Consider the following 21,561-nt stretch of genomic DNA (forward strand, 5'->3'; position numbering starts at 1 on the left):
AATAGATGAGTTGCAAAATAGCAGCATAGAGACTCATTCACATAAAAGAGTAAAGTAGCCCTATATGTCTAAAGATTTTAGTGTCACCACAGAATACGTTCTCGACAAGACTTTCTTTGCGGAATGTTATGATCAAACTAGTCAGCCGATTACCTTTCCAAAAGCCTATTTAAAAGGAATTCTCTTTTTTCTTTTTGGTCTGGCGCTATTAAAACTTGAGCTATTACCGAATGGTTACATTGGTTGGTTCTTTATTGCGTTGAGTATTATTGAAGCATTCAGTATTTATTTTAAGAAAACGTGGTGGCTATGGCGACAATCCATCAGCTCACTCTCTGGCAGTAAGGTGGTGTTTAACGTTGACGAAAATGGGGTGAGTTATAAAAGCCTTAAAAACACCAAAAATTCACGCACCATCGCTTGGGGTGATATCGACCAAGTTGAACAAAGTGATTTAGGGCTTATTTTCCATATTGGTAAACAGCGCCAATACGTCAGTAAATCGTGCCTAAATGAGAAAGAGATCGCTTTTATTGTAGAGCAGCACGCAATAGCAAAAGCAAAGTAATCTAAGCCGCATTTTACTGCGGCTTTTTAGTGCCTATCTAAGCTAGCGACTCCAAATCTTACCGTCTTTTAAATGGGTCTTACTACTTGTGAGGCGAATAACACCTCTAATCGCATCATAAAATGATTTGAATATATCTATTCAAGCAAGTAAAAGTGCTTAATCGAATGTGAGATGTGGATTTTGAAGAGGGCATTAACACCTCTCAATACCATAAAGTAGCAAAGGGCAGTAAGCCAACAGCATCTCGGCATTTAGCGACTTTGGTTGTTTAACTAACATTGGTACTGGAGGTTGTAATACTTATTAATATCTTGTTCATGGTTTTTCATGCTAAAAAGTTACTACTTTGTATAGCATTATTAATTGTGAATGTCTGTGCTGTATCACGGAGAATTCTATTTATTTTAATAGTTTCACCTTATTAATATTGATATATGTATTAATAAGCATGGCGTGCTATTTCTTTTCATTCTTTTCATTTATAATTTAGACGTAATTAATGAGCGCGTTAATATAAGTATTTTTAATGTAGGGAATGTTAAGTGACAAACATAGTAGAAGAAGTTTTACCTGAAGAAAGAACTCGTGGATTAATCTCACGAGATGATAATAAAGTTGACTATTTTTGTAATATCTATGAACGTATAAATTCATCAAATGATGAAATTAAAAAGCAATATAACCAAAATTTGCTGATAAATTTCTCTGATCTTAAGGAGCTACATGAAAAAACAAGCCAAACAATCAATAGCTTAAAACCTATTAGTGCGGGTGTTAAGATCTATATTTATCAGAATGGCGGTGAAAGCGAAAAATTCAAATCATTTGAAGAATTTGAGGGTTTCAAAATAACAAGTCCAAATGCAACAAATAATATTTATTTTGTATATAATTTTACAACTCAAGATTCAGAAACTGGAGATTTTGAATTATATAAGATAAAAATTAGAGTTATATCAAGAGTATCAATGATATCTGAGTTTGAAAAAGAAGCTCCTCCATTTATGTCTCCTTCTATCTTGGCTTCGGTAGCAACTCCTATTGTTATAATTGAAATAGAATATTCAGATTATATAAAAGCTCGAAATTTTATTTCTATGATTGATGAATGGGTTTTAGGGTGTGATGAGACTAATAGTTCAAAACTTTTAAATAAGTTCAAAGCATATTCTCATTTTATACCGAAAATTGGAAAAAATTTGATTTATTTATTGCTTGGTTATTTTACTTTATTCTCTATAAATGATGAGTCATTTACTAATTTACAGTCTGTGAAGTTTTTTATTTTTTACATTACAGCATTTGTTATTCTTGGTTCTACTGCATCAAGTTTACTTTCAAAAGTAGAGAAATCCATTGATAGTTATATGTCAATGTCATATATAAATATGAACAAAGGTGATGCGAAACTTATTAAAAAGTACAAGTCACGTAACACTAGCTCAGTGATTTATTCTATATTAGGTTTTGTAGGGACCTTATCTATAGGCTTATTAACTAATGTTATTTATGATTTAGTTAAGGTATTTATAGCTTAATATTATTTATACTCGGTATTTTTGCTTTATACCTTTTATTTTTGTAATTTTTTAGGGTAATTGGTTAACTCATTTATACCTAATAACGAGTTAAGCATTAAAAAATAGTGTAACCACCTATAAAAAAGGGATTCAACCTAAACCAGATCCCCTCAACATCAGCCGCATTCCCTTGCGGCTTTTTACTATTTATCTAAACCAACCCTTACGGCTCTTCAGAAATCAGTTTTGGCTTAATAGTGATCCGAATTCAAACCAAAGTACTCTAGATGTCTTGGATTTGTACCTCGCTCCAATTTTGCCGTAAAAAAATTACGGCAATGTTTTCGGTGTGCTATAGTTAACGCTGTTAATTTCTTTAATACTGGATAATCAAGATGCTTGCTAAACTTGTCGTCAAAAATTTTCGTAACTTTGAAAACTGGTTTGAGATCGATCTCAAAAGTGATCGCTCGTATGAATTCAGCAAGCATGCAGTGCAAAATGAAATCGTTAAACATGGTGTTATTTACGGTATTAATGGTGAGGGTAAGTCAAACCTTGGGCTTGCCATTATTGATGTAACGAGTCATCTAACAGATAACAATCTTCAGGCAGGATTGAGCTCTAACTATTTAAATGCAAACTCGAAAGACAAACTGGCTGAATTTAAATATCAGTTTGATTTTGATGGCATTGAAGTGCTTTATAGTTATGGCAAAGAAAAATGCACGACAACCGTTTATGAAAAACTGATCATTGATGGTGTTGAGGTCGTTAATTTTGACCGTAGAGTATCATCCATTGCAGACTTTAATTTACCCGGTTCAGAGACGTTAAAGAACGATTTTGAAGGCAAGGACATTTCACCGGTTAAGTATATAAAGTCAAACGCCTTACTTGATGATCATGTTATTAATAATGCCTTCGATACGTTTATGAAGTTTGTCGATGGAATGGTGTTTTTTAGAACGCTTTCTAAGCTTCAGGAGTTTTATGGCCAGCCAACAGGTAAGCAGCGTGTTTCCCAAGCTATTATCGAGCAAGGCAAACTCAAAGACTTTGAAACCTTTCTTAATGATTCAGGAGTAGCCTGTAAACTGAAACAATCGGGTGCTGAGAATGAAGAAATTATTGAGTTTGATTTCGGTGAACGCAGTATTGAATTTTCTCAAGCGGCTTCAACTGGGACGATCTCTCTTGGTAATTTTTATTATTGGTATCTAAAGCTTACTTCTGGCGAAATCTCATTTGCGTATATTGATGAGTTCGATGCGTATTATCATTTTAACTTATCACAACATATTGTTGAGCGCATATCAGAGACGAGTTGCCAATCCCTTATGACAACTCATAACAGTACGTTGATGTCTAACAATATCTTAAGACCAGATTGCTATTTTGTTCTAGCCAAGCAGAAACTAAATCCTCTTTATAACTTAACTGATAGAGAAATCAGAAAAGCACATAATTTAGAGAAAATGTATCGCTCTGGAGCTTTTGATGAGTAGTTACGTTCTTTGCATATTTGAAGGGAAGCGTGCAGAGCCAAATATTACGAATAACCTTTGTGTGAACCTTCTGCAAGATGAGGACAAGGTTATTCTTAGGGCATCCTATGGTTGTAATATCTATAAATTATATGCAGAGATTGAAAAAGATCCGTATTTAGATACTTACGAACTACTGGTAGAAGAATTAATAAAGCGGCAAAAAGAAGAACAGCGTTTAGGTCGAGATTTACGAGAAGAAGAACTCGCTGTTTTAAATATTGATGATTCAAGTCTAATCAGTGATATTTATCTTATATTTGATTATGACGCCCATTGCAGTAATGCTAATGATAAGAAATTAGTTGAAATGCTAGATAAGTTTAACAATCCGCAAGAAGAAGGATTGTTAATTGTCAGTTACCCGATGGTTGAAGCAATAAGGCATCAAAGAAGTGTTGAATATAGAGAAGAACTATACGCATTGAGTGAGTTTGGTAAATACAAAAATTGGACGAACAAGGATGCCGATCTAGATAAAAAATACCATAATTGGGGTGCATATGATTTTGATACTTGGAGAGAAATCGTCGCTCAACACCTTGCTCGCGCTAACCATTTAGTGACAAATGAGCTATCACTTCCTAAGACTCAAATTGAACAACAAGAGATTTTCATTCAACAGCTTGATAAGCACATTCCTAATGGCAATATTGCGGTAATATCATCATTTCCATTAATGCTCTTTGATTATTATGGCCAAGCATTAATGTCGAAATTACGATTTGTGTAGAATCAGATTTATTAGTTGAAGTGATATTTTTAACCTCACAAAAAAAGGGATCCAGCCTAAACCAGATCCCCTCAACATCAGCCGCATTCCCTGCGGCTTTTTACTGTCTATTATCTAAACCTAAACCAATTCTTACGGCTCTTCAGAAATAGGCTTCGGCTTATAGTGATCCGAATTCAAACCAAAGTACTCAGGTAAACTTGTACCCACCGAGATAGAAGACCAAGTACCTGTCACGATACCGATGAACATCGCAATCGCAAAGCCCTCTAGTGGACCGCCACCTAATAACCATAAAGACCCAACCGTGATTAGGGTTGTGCCAGATGTCACCATAGTACGAGAGAACGTTGCCGCAACCGCTTGGTTATTGATCTCTTGGATAGATAACTCAGGTTTGGCAATTAATAGCTCTCGAATTCTATCTGCAATGATGATCGAGTCATTTAACGAGTAACCTAAAATCGCCAAAATAGCGGCTAGGGTGGTTAAGTTAAACTCCATTTGAGTCGCAGCAAAGAAACCAAGTACAAACACGATATCGTGGGTTAGGGCAAACAGAGAGCCAGAAGCCAAACGCCATTCAAAGCGGTAACTTAAGTAGGCTAAGATAACCAAAACTGACACCAATAACGCCATGCCGCCTTGCTCAGTTAGCTCTTGGCCTACTTGTGGACCAACGATACTGGTGTTTAATACTTGAATATCTGAGTGCAGAGGAGCAAGTACCTCAGTCAGTGGTGGAAGCTCAACGCCTTTTGGTGGAATAGCATAACGCAATACCCAACGACCCGGCTCACCAGAGGCAATAACCGCTACATCCTGCTTAAAGCTTGCATCCAATAACGGCGCAATTTCACTGCTGGTGATTTTGCTATCAATTTGAACTTCACTTACGATACCGCCAGTAAAATCCAAGCCCCAGTTAAGGCCTTTAGTTGCTATCATCGATAATGCAAAAATCATTAAACCGATAGAAACCACACTCGTCATGTGACGCCATTTTGTTGCATTTTTCATATTTATAAACATAACTTAAACCCTAACATCATGACGAGAATCACGACCCCAAACTAAATTGATAATGGCACGTGACGCGAAGATGCCGGTGAACATACTGGTTAATAGACCTAAGCCCAGAGTTAATGCGAAGCCTTGGATAGGGCCGTTACCGATAGTGTATAGAACCACCGCGGTGATCATTGTGGTGAAGTTGGCATCGAAAATCGTACCAAATGCACTACTAAAGCCTCTATCAATCGCTTGTGCTAATGTTCGACCTTCTTTCTGTTTATCTTTAATACGTTCAAAAATAAGTACGTTAGTATCAACCGCCATACCAACCGTCAGTACTAAACCTGCAATACCTGGAAGGGTAAGAACCGCCCCCGGAATAAGCGCAAGTAGACCAAACAGCATCACCATGTTGCCAACAAGGGCAATGTTAGCCACCCAACCTAAACGACGATACCAAAACGCCATAAACAGCAGAGTTAGACCAAGACCAAGACCTAAAGCAGCAAAACCATTTTGAATATTCTCAGCACCCAGTGTCGGGCCAATAGTACGCTCTTCAACGATAGTGACAGGCGCCGTTAATGAGCCTGCACGAAGCAGCAGAGCAAGCTCTTGAGATTCTTGAAGCGAGCCAGAGCCTGTGATTCTAAAGCGGCTACCAAGTTGACTTTGAATTGTCGCCACACTGATGATTTTGTTACTTTGCGTGGTTTCACCTTTGCTGTTACGACCGTACTCGTTGTACGACGTTGCCATTGGTTTACCAACATTGTGACGAGAGAACTCAGACATGATTTTTCCGCCTGAACTATCAAGAACAATGTTTACTTCCGCCATGCCCATTTCGCCTAAGCTTGCACGGGCATCAACAATATGGTCACCACTTAGTACTGGTTTTCTACCTACACGTACAGGGCGGCCATTCTCATCAGGAACTTCCATTGTGCTGCCAGTGCCTTGTTCTTTTACTGCATAGAAAGCAAGACTCGCGGTAGCACCGATAACATTTTTTGCAGCAGCAGGATCTTGAACACCCGGAAGCTCGATACGAATTCGGTTTTCACCTTGACGTTGAACTAAGGCTTCAGTGATACCTAGCTCTTCAATACGGCTACGCATGGTTTGTAAGTTTTGTTGAACGGTAAGGTTACGAACCGCAATTTTTTCTTCTTCTTTTAGTGTTAGCTTAAGATCAAAGCCGTCACCGTTTGAGATTTGCCAAGTAGGGTAGTTTTTATGGATAAACTCACGAGCAGCGTGGCTTGCTTCTTCAGATGGAAGGCGAACCACTAAGCTATCAGTGCCTTCTTTTTGCATACGAACAGAACGAATGCGCTCTTCACGTAACTCTTGTTTTAAAGAATCTGAAAGCTCATTACGTTGTGCTTGGAAAACTTGGTTTACATCAACATCGAGTAAGAATTGCACACCGCCACGTAAATCCAAACCAAGTTTGATTGGTTCAAATCCCATGTTTTGTAACCAAGCAGGAGCTGCTGGCGCTAAAGATAACGCAATCGTTGTGCCTTTTTGGTCTTCGTCAATGACGCTACCAAGTACACTTTTTGCTTTTGCTTGCTGTGCTTCATCTTGCAAAATAACGATGGTTTTATCGCCTTTTTGTTCAATGCGTTTAACGGTTATTCCTTGGTCGGTTAACGTATTTTGTAATTGAACAATAGAAGGGATTTGTCCGTCTTTATTGGTGATTTGAACGGCAGCATCTTCACCATACCAAGTAGGGATAGCGCTTAATAATAAAATAATAAGGGTCGTAATAAGAACGATGTATTTCCATTTTGAATAATGGTTTAGTCGTTGTATCGGTTGTTTTCTTTGCATAATAATTTCACCTCACATACGAAGTTGCGTATGCGAAAAAGTCACAAATCTAGTTAGTTCGCAATAAACGAATAATAACTAAGTGATAAATCAATGGATTTTGAGTGTGAAATTAAGAGTGTGGGTATAACCGCTGGCTGTAGAGAAGGTTACTTTCCTTCCAAGCCGAAATTCGAGAAGTAGATGAATAGGTATTTAATGCCCAATTGACCGTTGGTTTTGGTTTTTCTTGATAACCAATGGTTAATTGTTCAGAGGGAATTGCTGGGATCTCTAACGCCAGTTCATAAACCGGAAAGACTTCTTCTGGCTCATGACGGGCCAAGTTCGTCATACGAGAAGCATAGGCGATGCCTAAATTTACATCGTGGCTTTGAGAAGCGCTTTTAGAATGTAATGTCGTCGAGTCTGTTTGAGCACTATCGATGTTGCAAGTAACAAAATCAATAGATTGGATATGAGAGTTATCAACGGAAATCGTTACTGGAACCGTAGAGTGTTGCTCAATCGTCAGCGCTACAAAGTAACTGTCGTCGTTTTGATGATATGCAGATGCTTGAGCAAGCGAACTTACCCCAAAGCAAAGACAAATTATCAAAAATCGAAGCAGTTGAACCACGAAAAATCCAATGATGATGTTAATAGACTATCGCATCGTATTCGATGAATTACCTTACTGGCAAGCTAAATTAATAAATTGAGAAAAATTGATGTAATTTTAGTGAAATCATTTGGCCTTCTTTCTTTCTGCTGCCGTTAATTCAAATCGTTCAAGTACGTGATCAATAAAAACACGTAAGCGTTTTGGTATCAGTTTATTTTGTGGAAACACCAAGCTAATCGCCGCTTTTGGCAAATCCCAATCAGGAAGAATTTGCACCAATTCGCCACTTTTTATGTGCTCTCGACATAAGAACTCAGGCAAAGAAGCGATGCCTAAACCACTTAAACAAGCAGATTTACACGCCGTAATGGTATTCACTTTCAAGCGATAAGGCAGATTAACGCGAATGGCTTTATCGACTTGATTAAAATAAATATTAGGGACTTTAACGGCGTTAACGACTTTGATCTGATGATGAGGCGAATCAAGATCCTCTGGGGAGGTAATTTCGCCATATGTAGTTAAATACTCAGGGCTTGCCACAATAATGCGCTCAGAAAAATCGATGGTTCGTGCAACTAACGAAGAGTCATTGATTTCACCGATTTGAACATAGAGATCAATGCCATCGCCAATAATATCAACTTCTCGATTGGTCATTTCAACATTAATTGAGACTTCAGGGTAGCGTTTAAGAAAGCTGTTGATGTAATCAGACATAACGTTGTGGCCGATCTCTACGGGCATGGCCAAATTAAGGTGTCCACGAATTAAGCTTTGATTTGCGGTCAGCTCTAATTCGGTTTGTTGCATGATATCAAGCACTTTGACGCTGGCTTGATAAAAAATCTCACCTTCTTGGGTTAAGCCTAATTTTCTGGTTGAGCGAGTGATCAGCTTCACGCCTAAATGCTCTTCAAGTTCAGCAAGTTTTCTACTTACGGTTGATTTTGTCATCCCAAGGTTAGTAGCGGCTTGAGTAAAACTTCCAGAATCAATGACTTGATTTAATATGGTGATGTTATTTAAATCCATCATTAGGTCGTTCCTTATTGATTGGTAAGATTAATGCAACAGTGTTTCCTTTTTTTCCTATCTAATCAATAAATCATTTTCGTTTTATACTGTCGTTCTCTTATTTATTACATTCATGTTTATTGCAAACGTGAATGGCTTCATTTTCAAGTGGGTACGCGCAGTGGCAGAACAACAGAAGAAAAAAAATAAAGCACCTTTGATTGCGACAATCGTTATTATTTTATGTGGCCTTGCCGGTGGTGGTTATTGGTATGGTTATGGTCAATATTTCCAATCAACTGACAATGCGTATCTGCAAGGTGACATCACAACGATCAGCCCTAAAGTCGGTGGTTATATTGCTAAGACATTGGTTGAAGATAACCAAGTGGTAAAAGCAGGCGATTTATTGGCAACCATAGACAGTCGTGATTTTGAAGCTGAAAAAGAGAAAGCAGAAGCCAATGTATTAGTCAGTGAAGCGGCGATTAAAAATTTAGCGGCAGAGCGTAAGCTACAAGACATCCGTATTCGTCAGGCGGCGAGTGAGATTGAATCAGCCAATGCTGAACATGAGCGTGCTCAACAACAAGTTAAACGTACTAAAGCGTTAATCAAAAAGAGTTATTCGTCACAAGATGAGTTAGATAATAACGTTTCCCACCTTAAAGTGTCATTGGCAAATGTGGATGCGGCAAAGGCTAATTATCAAGCATCAAAAGAGCAAATCAATGTGATTGAAAGCGAGATTGCTCAAGCGGAGGCTGGATTAGCTCAAGCAAAAGCGGCGTTAGAACAGACTGAAATTAATCTCTCTTATACCAATATTTATGCGCCGATTGATGGGGTGGTTGGTAAACGTAGTTTGCGCAGCGGCTTATTGGTTCAAGCAGGTATGCCTTTACTTAGTCTAGTTCCAACTACAGAAGTATGGATTGAAGCGAACTTTAAAGAAACACAGCTTGGTGATATTCATAAAGGCCAAAAAGTATTTGTTGATTTAGATGCGTATCCAGACCTACACCTAAAAGGGATTGTAGATAGTTTTTCTCCTGCAACGGGCGCTAAATTTGCGTTACTGCCACCAGAGAATGCGACGGGTAACTTCACTAAAATTGTGCAGCGTGTGCCGGTTAAAATCAGTATTTTAAATGCGGACTTATTAGAAGGTAAGTTGATCCCAGGTCTTTCAGTGGTTGCTACGGTTGATACTCGAGGTTAGTCATGACTCAAGAATTAACGGTGACAAATCAAAATGAATCTGCCGATGTACCAATAGAATCAGAAATACCAAGACGCCATTGGATAGCGCTATTTGGCGGTTTGCTTGGTGCGTTTATGGCGATTTTGGATATTCAGATCACCAACTCGTCTCTAAAAGACATTCAAGGTGCGTTATCGGCAACCATGGATGAGAGTTCGTGGATCTCTACCTCTTATCTTGTGGCTGAAATGATAGCAATTCCACTGAGTGGCTGGCTGTCTGTTGCCATTGGTAAACGTCGTTATTTAACCTGGACCACCATCATTTTTGCAATGGCCTCTGTGCTGTGCTCTATGTCTTGGAACATGGGCTCAATGATTGTCTTTCGTGCTATTCAGGGCTTTAGTGGTGGGGCGTTAATTCCACTGGCTTTCTCTTTGGTTGTACAGTTATTACCGTTAAATAAACGTGCAGTTGGGATGGCGTTATTTGGGGTGACTGCGACGTTTGCGCCATCAATTGGTCCTACATTAGGTGGTTGGTTAACGGAAAACTTTTCGTGGCACTATATTTTCTATATCAATATACCACCAGCCATTGCGCTTATCTGTATGGTCAATTATGGCCTTGATGATGAACCGTTAAAATTAGACAGTTTATTAAAAGCCGATTGGTTTGGTATTACCACTATGGCGATTGGCCTTGGTTGCTTAGAAGTGGTACTAGAAGAGGGGAACCGTGAAGAGTGGTTTAGCTCTAGCTTTATTGTGACGTTATCGATTATATCAGCCATCAGTCTTATCTATTTTGTGATTAATGAGCTACAGCATAAGAACCCCTTGGTGAATTTGCGGCTACTGAAACAAAGTCAGTTTGCAATGTCATGCATGGCCTATTTGATCTTAGGAATGGCGCTATTGGGATCTATCTACGTACTGCCAATGTATATGATCCAAATTCAGGGGTATAACGCGCTAGAAATTGGTGAAGTGTTAATGTGGATGGGGTTTCCTCAGCTGTTAATTTTCCCATTAGTACCGAAATTAACGCAGATCATTAAAGCGAAATATTTGGTGTTCTTTGGCTTCTCAATGTTCGGTATTAGCTGTTTTGTAAATACGCACATGAGCTATAACTTTGGTGGTGATCAGCTGATTTTCTCTATGTTATTACGTGCGATTGGCAGTCCATTTATTATGGTGCCTTTATCACTGGTAGCGATGGAAGAGATCCAAAAACATCAAGTGGCAGATGCCTCAACCATTACCAATGTATTACGTAATTTAGGTGGCGCATTCAGTATTGCGATTATCGCGACCATGCTGGATAACAAAACCCGTGAACACTTAGGGCATATTAAAGAGACATTAACCAGCGTCAGTACGGATGGTTGGTATCAACTGCAACAAAGCGCAGCAATGTTTGTCTCAAAGGGGAGCGATCCTGCAACCGCAATGTTGCAAGCTAAAGCCTCATTAACCATGACCATGCAGCGAGATGCGGCCATTATGGCGTACAACGATGTTTTCTTAATGATGACGTTCTTCTTAGGTTTTGCTGCTTTTATGATGTTTTTTGTTAAATCGAATTCGAATCCGGGCTCAATGGAAGGTGGAGCGCATTAATTTTTTATGTGTACTCGCATCTTTAAGTGGTTTGGGTATAATGCGGCAGAATATTGAAATGAGGTTCTCATGCGTTTAGATAAATTTTTGTGCGAAACAACAGGTGCCACTCGTAAAGAAGCAACTCGTATTATTAAAAGTGGTACGGTTACCGTTGATGGTGTGAAAACAAAAGTTACTTCAGTAAAAGTAACTGATGATTCAACCGTTGAGTGGGATGGTCGTGAACTTAAATTCCATGGTCCTCGTTATATTATGCTATTTAAGCCAGATGGCTACGTGTGTTCTCATGAAGACAATACGCACCCATCGGCATTAACCTTGTTAGATGAAGTTAACCTTGAGAAACTGCATTTTGCAGGTCGCCTTGATGTTGATACCACAGGTTTAGTGTTAATTACTGATGACGGTCAATGGTCACATAAGATCACATCACCAAAACGTAAGTGTCCAAAAACGTACCGAGTGTGGCTAGCTGAATCTATTGGTGCTGATTACGCTGAGAAATTAGCGGAAGGTATCCAACTGAAAAGTGAAGATGGCTTAACTATGCCGGCGGTAATGGAAATTGTGGATGCAGACGAAAACGAACTTCTACTAACGATTCAAGAAGGTAAATACCACCAAGTGAAACGTATGTTCGCGGCACTTGGCAATAAAGTTGATGGTTTACACCGTTCTCAAATTGGTAGCTTAGGTTTAGATTACTCATTAGAGCCTGGTGAATATCGTTACCTTACTGAAGAAGAAGTTGAAGCGGTATTCGCATAGCTTCTAATCGCTTTATAAAGAAAAACGGTATGATTTCGGTCATGCCGTTTTTTTATAATACCAACCTGCATAAATATTTGAGCATCCTTGCGTAAATTAATGCAAAGTTCTAAGAATTGCTAAGCGCACAAACGTTCATCGTGATAAAATTCTAACTCCTGTTGCTCTATCTTCTTTTTTGTAGGTTCAGTTATGTCCACAAGCTCTGCTGCTTCACCTGAGGTACCCACACTCAATTTATTACTCATTGTTATTTTGGGTGCTATTGCAGCATTAACGCCACTTGCGATTGATATGTATTTACCTGCGATGCCGAGTATTGCGGCTGATCTTGGGGTATCTGCAGGGTCGGTTCAAATGACATTAACGGCTTATACTGCGGGCTTTGCCATTGCTCAATTAATTCATGGGCCTTTAGCTGATAGCTATGGCCGCAGACCCATCTTAATCATGGGGACTATTTTATTTGCAGTATGTGCGGTAATTGGCGCCTTAGTTGATAGCATTGAATCGTTAATGTATATCCGAGTATTACAAGGTATGGCTGGCGCGGCATCCTCTGTGGTTATTCAAGCTATTGTTCGTGATATGTTTGATAAAGAAGACTTTGCTAGAACCATGGCCTTTATTACCTTGGTAATGACCGTTGCCCCTTTAGCGGCTCCTATGATTGGTGGTCACTTGGCTGTGTGGTTTGGCTGGCGTTCGATTTTTTGGTTGTTAGCGGTTTTCTCTGTATTAATCATTTTAGCTATTTTGTGGAAAATTCCTGAAACGTTAAAAGAAGAGAATCGAGAACCCTTTAAATTAAGCACCTCTTTTCGCAATTATCTTTCGTTATTTAAAAACCCAGTATCACTTGGGCTCATCTTTTCAGGTGCTTTTTCATTTGCAGGTATGTTTGCGTTCTTAACGGCGGGATCGTTCGTATATATCGATTTATACCATGTGAGCGTATCTAGTTTTGGCTATTTATTTGGTTTAAATATTGTTTTTCTAATTGTAATGACAACTCTAAATGGGCGTCTTGTGAAGAAGATGGGCTCACACAATATGCTTAAATTTGGGTTATCTATTCAATTGTTTGCTGGTTTATCAATGGTTCTTGGTCAGTGGTTACAATGGGGCTTGTGGGGAACGGTTGTTCCTGTTGTCCTGTTTGTAGGCTGTATTTCTACTATCGGTAGTAATAGTATGGCGCTATTGTTAAGTCATTATCCTAAAATGGCGGGGACAGCCTCTTCGCTTGCTGGTACATTACGTTTTGGTACTGGCTCATTGATAGGCGTTGGTATTGCGATGTTGCCGTCGGATTCGGCATGGCCTATGGTTGGTGCAATGACGGCGTGTTCTATTTTATCTTTTGGTTGTTATTTTGTTTTTGGGCGAAAAGCGTAAATGAGTGAAAAAAAATTAGTGCATTATTATCAAGAAGTTCAACATGCTATTAATGCGGCATTAGGTGATTTGCAAGAATCGAAAGACAGTGGTCGTTTACCTAAAAATCCAGTAAGTGCGAATCACTTTCTTATTCGTTGGGTAACAACAGCGATTAAATCACAGCGTTTTAACCGTTGTGTGGCTAAAGATTTAATGACGTGGCAAAAAGAAGGCCGCACTAAGGGAACGGGCACTCAACTACCTGTTCGTTTTGAGCATTATTCTCGCCTTTACGGTGAGCTGGCTCCTGTTGAAACGGTTAAAGCGATTACTAAAGATGCACTTCTAGCATGGAGCGAATTTTTAGAAGAAGAGAAAGAGTGGTGTGTGACGACTGAGTATGAAGTGCTAGAAAAAGCCTCTTTATTCTCGGATGGTGATCATTCGTTGATTATCTGTTCAACGCAGCTAGAATCTTGTTTTGAAGGTGAAGATGGCTCTGCTGAGTTAGTAAAACCGCTGACGTGTTATGTTCGTGGTAATCATCATGAGTTTATTGAATCGGCGTATGAGCATGGTTTAATTGTCCACAAACGCTCTGATTACAAATCAAAAGTGAAATATCACGGTGAATATCTAATTTTCCCTAATAATCATGGTTTGCAATTGGGTGAGATACCATTCTCATTTCACGTGAAAAAATAGAGTTTTCAATCTATTTTAAAAAAGCGCAGAAGATCTGCGCTTTTTTTATGCTTACTGTCTAGATGCTTTCTTATTCTTTTCGTTCTTCGGCTTCTGCTTTTTTACAAATCGCTTTCACCATGCCTTTAAAGATAAATAGATGGGCAGGGAACATGGCAAACCAATACATTAATCCCCAAAAGCCTTTAGGATGCCACCATGCTCGAACATCTAATTGGCGATGTCCATCATCAATTTCTTTAATTGAAAACTCTAATCGACCTAGTCCCGGAGCGGTCATTCCAAAAAGTAATGATAAGAATTTGTTCTCTTCGCAGCGGATCACTTTCCATGAGTCAATATGATCGCCTAGCTGAACTTTACCTGAATCTGGTCTTCTTCTGATTGGAAATGAACCACCAAGTAAAGGATCTAACCATTCTCTGGTTCGCCATAGTGCGTTAGCGAAGAAATATCCCTCTTTACTGCCAAGACGTTCAATGATGGTCCATAACTGTTGAGGTGAGGCGGTGGTTGTAAAGCTTGCGCCTGCTTGTTTTGGATAAAAACCATAATCTGATTTCCAGCGCTTTAACGCACTTGGATCAAACCCCCATATCTCGGTTTTTATTGTTTCATCATTGGTCTCTTGAGCTTTATTGAGCGCTTCTGACAATGAGAGTAATGGTTGAGGAAAGACCGTTTGTATTTTTGTGTTATCGGCAATTAAGTCATGGTCTATGCCTGCTAGTAATGCTCGTCCTAAATCAGAGGGAACAGACGTGATAATCCCAAGCCATAAGCCAGCAAAAGAAGGGCTAATAAAGCGTGTTGGAATGATTTTTATAGAGCGATGGTTCCGCTTAGCAATAAGATGAAATAGGGTTTGGTAGCTTATGGTTTCAGGGCCTCCCGCTTCAAAAGTGATGGATTCAGTGAGTGGGTAATTAATGCATTGGATTAAATAATAATTGAGGTTTTCTATCGCAATTGGGTTTGCTTGTGAGTTAATCCAAACCGGGCAGATTAATAAAGGAAAATGATTAACAAAGTCAGTCATAATTTCAAAAGCAGCAGAGCCTGTACCAATGATTATTCCAGAGTTGATCTCTATGGTTGGAATGCCTGTTGAACGCAGTAATTCACCTGTTTTTTTACGAGCCAGTAAATGCTGAGATTGATACCCCTCTGGCTGTAATGCACTTAAATAAATGATTCTTGATAGAGACGATTGTTTTGCGGCAGTTTTGAAGTTTTCAGCAAGAGTGACTTCATAATCAATAAAGTCATGTCCATGAGACATACCGTGAACTAAAAAATAGGCAATATCACAGTCTTTCATCAATGGAAGAATAGAATCTGAATCTTCTAAATCAAGGAAATTACATTGTAGGTTGGGGTGTTCAGTCACCCTATCAAGTAGGTAATCAATATTACGAGCGCAAGCAATAACGCTATGCCCTTGCTGTAATAATTGTGGGATTAATTGTGAACCAACATACCCTGACGCGCCGACAATGAGAATGGTACTTTTTTTATTCAAGATAGCTCCTTTACCTTGTGAATATAAATACTAATTACGGTTTGATTCTAGTACAATTTCTAGGCATATACCTAATGGATCTTGTGTAGTGCAAATGGTTAATTTGTTGTTTATTTGAGGTTCTTCATGTCTGTTTTTCTTGCTCATGTTATTGGTCATACTCGCGGCGAATTTCTCAAGCGATTATTGATGATCGCTATTCCCATTGCCCTACAAAATATTATGTTTTCTAGCCGTGGCTTAGTTGATGTTCTCATGCTTGGTCAATTAGGTGAAGCTGAGATTGCCGCGGTTGGTGTTGCGAGCCGAGCTACGTTTGTAACGACCATTATGTTAGTGGGTGTAACGACGGGTGGGGCGTTATTAACGGCGCAATATTGGGGTGCCCAGAACAAAGAAGGCGTGCGTCAAAGTACCGCGCTAACTTGGATGGTGAGTATGTCTATTGCGACGATTGCGGTCGCACTATTTTTACTTATCCCTCATCAAATTATGTCATTAGCAACGGACTCTCAAGAAGTGATTGATCTTGGTGCTGAGTATCTATTTATTACTGCACTCACCATGTATGTCGTTTCTTGTGGCAGTAGTATGGCCGTTGGTTTGCGTTCTATTCATCAACCCGGTGTAAGTACCTTTTTTAGTGGCATTGGTATTGTCGCGAACGTCTTTTTTAACTGGGTATTAATTTTTGGTAATTTAGGCGCACCCGCCATGGGAATTAAAGGGGCGGCGTTGGCAACGTTAATTAGTGGCATCATAGAAATTGTCTTCTTATATGGCTATCTCTACAGTCGCTCTCATTTATTAAGTTTCGGATTGGATGAGATAAAAGCCGTATTAAATTGGCCTAAAATTTCTAAATTTCTTTCTCTTTCGTTACCAACAACGTTTAATTTTTTAGTGTGGGCAGCAGGTATTTTTACCTACCATGCCATTATGGGACAATCAGGAGTACAAGGATTAGCGGCGTTATCGGTTATTTCGCCGATAGAATCGATAGCACTGAGTTTCCTTATCGGTGCTGCAGGGGCGGCATCAGTACTTATTGGTAATCAACTGGGCGCGAAAAAATACGAAGCGGTTTATTATCAAAGCTGGGGGATATTAGCGCTCAGTGTTATGACGAGTATTTTCATTGCTTTATTTGTGATGATTTTTCAGCATCAAATCTTGGATATGTTCCCTGCATTAACGGAAGAAACTCGAACTATTGCTGAGAAGTTTATGGCGATTTTAGCCATTATCATCGTAATAAGAAGTGTCCCTCTTACCGCTATTGTTGGTGTCTTGCGTGCGGGTGGTGATGTGAAGTTCTGTTTGTATCAAGATATTGTCTCACAGTGGTTTATTGGTATTCCAATTGCGGCACTTGGAGCATTAGTCTTAGGTTTTCCACCAGAGTACGTTTATGCACTGTTTGTAGTGGAGGAGATAGTGAAATGGTTTGGTTCAATTTATAGAATGAAATCTAAAAAATGGATTAAAAATCTGGTAGATGCGTAAGGAAAGTTTGTTTTTTAGTGGGTACTAGTAACAAAACGGTGCTATGGCTATAAAAAGCTTTATGCTAGAAAGGTTATAGTGTAAATTCTGTTACCGATATCACATAAAAGCGTTGAGAGGGTACATGTTAAAACTGACAAACCTGAATAAGGGATATTTGGATGGTGGCGAGTTTCATCCTATTCTTCAAGGGGCAGAATTAACAATCGAGCAAGGTGCTCAAATTGCATTAATGGGTGAAAGTGGCTCAGGCAAAAGTACCCTTTTAAATCTTATTGCAGGGCTAGATAGTGTAGACGGCGGTGAAATTGATATCGCCGGTTTTTCTATGCACTCTCCAAAGCAAAGCTCTCGCACCTCTTATCGCCGAAATAACATTGGTCTTGTTTTTCAACAATTCAACCTTCTTCCTACGTTAACCATCGCTGATAATATCCGTTTTTGCCGTCAATTGAAGGGCTTACGTGATGATGGTTCATTATGGCGTCAAATTATCTCATCATTAGATCTTATGCCATTATTGGGGCGCTATCCTGAGGAAGTCTCTGGTGGGCAACAGCAACGTGCTGCGATTGCTCGTGCTTTGTATATGGAACCTAAACTGTTATTAGCCGATGAGCCAACGGGCAGTTTAGATGAAAAGAACGCTGAAGCAGTAATGCGCTTGTTGACTCGTTTGTCTCGTGATCTTCATTGCACATTATTGTTAGTAACTCACAGTGAAAAAGTAGCTGCTCATATGGATGGTTTGATAAAACTTCAGGGAGGCACCCTGAATGTTATTTCCGGTAGCTAAAGCGCTTCTTGGACATTACCGCAAGCATCCATTACAAATTTTTTTAGTATGGCTTGGTTTAACGCTTGGTGTTTCATTGCTTGTTGGTGTACTTGCGATCAATCATCACGCAAAAAATAGTTACAGCGAAGGGGAGAAGTTATTTTCCAATCCATTCCCTAATCGTATTCGTTCAATTCAAGAAAATATTCCCATTCCTCAAGCGTTTTATATTAATTTACGTCGTGCAGGTTACATCGATTGTATACCTGTGCAAACGTTGCATTTAGAAACGACGGACGATATTGATATCTCATTAGTTGGTATTGATCCTGTTGCTTTGATGCAGATATCAGCTAAGAATTTAACGGGCAATAATGATATGTTGGCCTTAATACGACCACCATTTCCTGTCCTTGTCAGTGAGCCTCTTGCCTCTTATTTTGGTATTACAGATGGCGACTATATTGAGCGGCAAAACCAATCGAGTATTGGTCCGGTTATTGTAGATAAAAATAATCATTTATCGGGAGCTCGTCTTTTTTCTGATATCGCACTGACAAAAATGCTAAGTCATAAAGCCGGCTTTGATATTTTGCTTTGCGGCGAAATGTCAGACAATAAAAAAGAGCGTTTAGAGCGAATGCTACCAAGAGGTTTGCAACTTGAAACGCACAAAGAGTCTGGATTAACGGCATTAACAAAAGCCTTCCATACCAATTTATTAGCGATGGGAATGCTCTCATTTGTGGTGGGGTTGTTTATTTTCTACCAAGCGATGTCGCTCTCGTTTATTCAGCGACAGCCGCTAGTCGGAACGTTAAGACAAATCGGAGTGTCCACAAAAGAGCTAATGCTTGCTATGGGCATTGAAGTGAGTTTGTGGGCGATTATTGGTTGGATAAGCGGCAACTTTTTTGGTCTGTTATTAGCTAACCAGTTGATGCCAACCGTATCAAACAGTTTATATTCTTTATATAACGCCGATGTTGATTTGCTTATTAGATGGAGTTGGAACTGGAGTTATCAAAGTTTATGGATGGCTATTTTAGGCTGTGTTTTAGCTTGTGGTTGGCCATTGTATCGTTTGTTGAGTATTGAGCCTATTCGCCTGACAGCTCGCTTATCATTAGCTCGATTTGCTGGTAAAGAGTTTGGAGTTCAAGCCATTGTTGCTGGTGTATTTTGTGTCGCTGCCTATTTAGTTAATTTATTACCGCACAGTCATGAAAATGGGTTTATTTTGATTGGATTCTTGATGATAAGCGTCGGTCTATTTACCCCTTTTATTATTTGGAAGTTCTTTGACTGGTTATCCTATCGATTACCATCTGCTAAAGCGCGTTGGTTTTTTTCTGATTCTTCAGCAAGTTTGAGCTACCGTGGCGTAGCGGCGATGGCCTTTATGCTTGCGTTAGCATCTAATATTGGTGTTGAAACTATGGTTGGTAGCTTTAGGGCAACAACTAATAATTGGCTTGAACAACGTCTTGCCGCCGATATCTATATTGAGCCAAGTAAAGCATCGGCTAGCCGTATTAGCTATTGGCTTAAAAAACAACCTGAGGTTGAATCGGTATGGCGACAATGGAAAATCGACTATCAAACTGAATACGGTAATTTAGAAATTTTGAGTACAGGTACAACGCTGGATGAAAAGAAAGCGTTAACGATGAAAGTCGCGATTCCTGAATATTGGTATTCATTACACCATAAACGCAATCTATTGATCAGTGAGTCGATGGCGCTAAAGTGGGATTTGAAACCGGGTGATTATCTTGATTTACCAGCCCCTATGGGAGATAACTGGCAAATCTCCGGTGTGTACTACGATTATGGTAATCCTTATAACCAATTATTACTTTCCCATCAGACTTGGTTAAAAGTATTTGGCGGTCAAGGACAAACTGGGATTGGTATCGTATTAAGAGATAAAGATAAGCGTACTGAGTTGATTGGCCGAGTGCTAAAACAGTATCGATTATCTGCAGATCAAGTTAATGATAATAATAATATACAGGATCAAGCCATGAAGGTGTTTGATAGAACCTTTATTGTTACTGGAACATTAGGGAACCTAACGTTAGTCATTGCGGTGCTTGGTTTATTCTTTGCAACTTTGGTAGGAGATATCTCACGCCAAAAACAAACGGCACTATTACGTTGTTTAGGCTTGTCTGGAAAAGAGTTGATATTACTGGGCGGTCTTCAATTATTGACCATTGGTTTATTTACTATCTTGATAGCTCTGCCTCTTGGCCTTGTTCTTGCGCAGTTATTAATTGATATTGTCATGAAATATTCATTTGGCTGGACAATGGAAGTTAATTATTTCCCTCAGGAATACCTGATGACCTTTGGATGGACACTGCTTGCATTAACGGTGGCTGGTGCCGCTACGGTGTGGCGAATCACTAGGCGACAAGCGATTGTTTCACTGAGGGAGTCGTTATAATGAAAAAAAATAATATGCGTAACAGTAATTTAAAAATATCGCTGACTATTTTTATTTTAATTCTTGGTGTTTTTGTTGCTTATTACGTTGATTGGAAAGACGCAGATACGGATGGAGATAATGAGATTAACTCTATTTTTCCCCAATCTGTTAGTGCGTATTTTGATCCAGTGTTACCAAATAATCCATTACATTTCCCTGATGATTTTAATAGTCATCTAACTTTTCAACAGGAAAAGTGGATGATGACGGTTAATGCTGTTAACCAAGAAGGGGAGAGTGTTGGGATTCAATGGACAATGTTTCGTATCTCCAGTGATGATAGAGAAACAAAAGGGTGGTTAGATCCTCGATTGTATGTTGCCAAAGTCGTTATCACCACCAAAGATGGTAAATGGGTTGGAGAGCGTCTAGCTAGAGGTGGTATTGGTCAGACGGGGGTTATGTCTCGACCATATCGTGTTTGGATCGATGATTGGCAATGGCGAAGCTTAGGTAGGACCCCTTTTCCTGGGGTATTATCAGCAGCATCAACGAATTTTTCATTAAAGCTATCGATTAATTCAAATGATAATCCGACGCCATTGGGTGAGTTTGGTTACTCAAAAAAACATGAATTTATACCTGTCGCATCCTATGAATATATTTTTCCTTTTCTTATAGTGCGTGGCAACATCACTTTGAATAATAAAACGTATACCATTGCAGGCACTGCCATTTTGAAACATGAATGGGGAAGTGGTTTTTTAGATAAAAATCAGCAAGGG

At 39.2% G+C, this 21,561-nt stretch carries 18 protein-coding genes and 1 pseudogene; 14 read left to right on the forward strand and 5 right to left on the reverse strand.

Annotated elements, in window-relative coordinates; translation table 11 throughout:
- Positions 1-64 precede the first annotated feature (64 nt).
- The 5 genes and pseudogenes from PVK62_RS07605 to PVK62_RS07625 all read left to right on the forward strand — a co-directional run bounded on the left by PVK62_RS07605 (position 65) and on the right by PVK62_RS07625 (position 4,371).
- Positions 65-568: a YcxB family protein gene (locus PVK62_RS07605; protein WP_274443802.1), complete on the forward strand. Its 504-nt coding sequence runs from the start codon at positions 65-67 to the stop codon at positions 566-568.
- 143 nt (positions 569-711) lie between these two features.
- Positions 712-837 (forward strand): annotated as a pseudogene (locus PVK62_RS07610) (DUF4172 domain-containing protein); the annotation flags it as partial.
- Positions 838-1,113: 276 nt separating this feature from the next.
- The gene (locus PVK62_RS07615) at positions 1,114-2,109 is read left to right on the forward strand and encodes a hypothetical protein (RefSeq protein ID WP_274443803.1); all 996 of its coding nucleotides are present in this window, start codon (positions 1,114-1,116) and stop codon (positions 2,107-2,109) included.
- Positions 2,110-2,486: 377 nt separating this feature from the next.
- Entirely contained in the window at positions 2,487-3,599 is a 1,113-nt protein-coding gene (locus PVK62_RS07620) for an AAA family ATPase (protein ID WP_274443804.1), read from the forward strand.
- The gene (locus PVK62_RS07625) at positions 3,592-4,371 is read left to right on the forward strand and encodes a hypothetical protein (RefSeq protein WP_274443805.1); all 780 of its coding nucleotides are present in this window, start codon (positions 3,592-3,594) and stop codon (positions 4,369-4,371) included. Before PVK62_RS07620 ends, PVK62_RS07625 begins: the two co-directional genes overlap by 8 nt.
- A 132-nt stretch (positions 4,372-4,503) precedes the next feature.
- Here PVK62_RS07625 and secF read toward each other — a convergent pair whose 3' ends face one another.
- From secF to PVK62_RS07645, 4 genes are all read right to left on the reverse strand, one after another.
- A complete protein-coding gene (gene secF / locus PVK62_RS07630; protein WP_274443806.1) occupies positions 4,504-5,403 on the reverse strand; it encodes a protein translocase subunit SecF in 900 nt (299 codons plus the stop codon).
- 3 nt (positions 5,404-5,406) lie between these two features.
- A complete protein-coding gene (gene secD, locus PVK62_RS07635; RefSeq protein WP_274443807.1) occupies positions 5,407-7,230 on the reverse strand; it encodes a protein translocase subunit SecD in 1,824 nt (607 codons plus the stop codon).
- Positions 7,231-7,342: 112 nt separating this feature from the next.
- Positions 7,343-7,849 (reverse strand): hypothetical protein, encoded by a 507-nt coding sequence (locus PVK62_RS07640; protein ID WP_274443808.1) that lies wholly within the window; start codon positions 7,847-7,849, stop codon positions 7,343-7,345.
- Between the two features lie 108 nt (positions 7,850-7,957).
- Entirely contained in the window at positions 7,958-8,869 is a 912-nt protein-coding gene (locus PVK62_RS07645) for a LysR family transcriptional regulator (protein ID WP_274443821.1), read from the reverse strand.
- A 163-nt stretch (positions 8,870-9,032) separates the two neighbouring features.
- Between PVK62_RS07645 and PVK62_RS07650 the strand changes: the two genes are divergently transcribed.
- The 5 genes from PVK62_RS07650 to PVK62_RS07670 all read left to right on the forward strand — a co-directional run bounded on the left by PVK62_RS07650 (position 9,033) and on the right by PVK62_RS07670 (position 14,536).
- Positions 9,033-10,073 carry an HlyD family secretion protein gene (locus PVK62_RS07650; protein ID WP_274443809.1) on the forward strand — a complete coding sequence of 347 codons (1,041 nt, stop codon included), beginning with the start codon at positions 9,033-9,035 and terminating at the stop codon, positions 10,071-10,073.
- Between the two features lie 2 nt (positions 10,074-10,075).
- Positions 10,076-11,680 (forward strand): DHA2 family efflux MFS transporter permease subunit, encoded by a 1,605-nt coding sequence (locus PVK62_RS07655; protein WP_274443810.1) that lies wholly within the window; start codon positions 10,076-10,078, stop codon positions 11,678-11,680.
- A gap of 69 nt (positions 11,681-11,749) precedes the next feature.
- Positions 11,750-12,451 carry a 16S rRNA pseudouridine(516) synthase RsuA gene (gene rsuA, locus PVK62_RS07660; RefSeq protein ID WP_274443811.1) on the forward strand — a complete coding sequence of 234 codons (702 nt, stop codon included), beginning with the start codon at positions 11,750-11,752 and terminating at the stop codon, positions 12,449-12,451.
- A 192-nt stretch (positions 12,452-12,643) separates the two neighbouring features.
- The gene (locus PVK62_RS07665; RefSeq protein ID WP_274443812.1) at positions 12,644-13,849 is read left to right on the forward strand and encodes a Bcr/CflA family multidrug efflux MFS transporter; all 1,206 of its coding nucleotides are present in this window, start codon (positions 12,644-12,646) and stop codon (positions 13,847-13,849) included.
- On the forward strand, positions 13,850-14,536 hold the full coding sequence (locus tag PVK62_RS07670; RefSeq protein WP_274443813.1) for a DUF2913 family protein: 687 nt from the start codon (positions 13,850-13,852) through the stop codon (positions 14,534-14,536). It abuts the gene before it with no gap.
- A 70-nt stretch (positions 14,537-14,606) separates the two neighbouring features.
- Here the strand turns inward: PVK62_RS07670 and PVK62_RS07675 are convergent, their stop codons facing one another.
- Positions 14,607-16,058 (reverse strand): DUF2867 domain-containing protein, encoded by a 1,452-nt coding sequence (locus tag PVK62_RS07675; RefSeq protein WP_274443814.1) that lies wholly within the window; start codon positions 16,056-16,058, stop codon positions 14,607-14,609.
- A 126-nt stretch (positions 16,059-16,184) separates the two neighbouring features.
- Between PVK62_RS07675 and PVK62_RS07680 the strand changes: the two genes are divergently transcribed.
- From PVK62_RS07680 to PVK62_RS07695, 4 genes are all read left to right on the forward strand, one after another.
- Positions 16,185-17,564: an MATE family efflux transporter gene (locus PVK62_RS07680; RefSeq protein ID WP_274443815.1), complete on the forward strand. Its 1,380-nt coding sequence runs from the start codon at positions 16,185-16,187 to the stop codon at positions 17,562-17,564.
- A gap of 124 nt (positions 17,565-17,688) precedes the next feature.
- Positions 17,689-18,360: an ABC transporter ATP-binding protein gene (locus PVK62_RS07685; RefSeq protein ID WP_274449356.1), complete on the forward strand. Its 672-nt coding sequence runs from the start codon at positions 17,689-17,691 to the stop codon at positions 18,358-18,360.
- Positions 18,341-20,794 carry an ABC transporter permease gene (locus PVK62_RS07690; RefSeq protein WP_274449357.1) on the forward strand — a complete coding sequence of 818 codons (2,454 nt, stop codon included), beginning with the start codon at positions 18,341-18,343 and terminating at the stop codon, positions 20,792-20,794. The genes PVK62_RS07685 and PVK62_RS07690 overlap by 20 nt, the downstream gene beginning before the upstream one ends.
- The coding region (locus PVK62_RS07695; RefSeq protein WP_274445563.1) for a lipocalin-like domain-containing protein at positions 20,794-21,561 on the forward strand (768 nt) is incomplete at its 3' end. The genes PVK62_RS07690 and PVK62_RS07695, both read left to right, overlap by 1 nt.

Origin of the sequence: Aliivibrio sp. S3MY1 (assembly GCF_028765575.1) — a bacterium.
Lineage (GTDB): Bacteria > Pseudomonadota > Gammaproteobacteria > Enterobacterales > Vibrionaceae > Aliivibrio.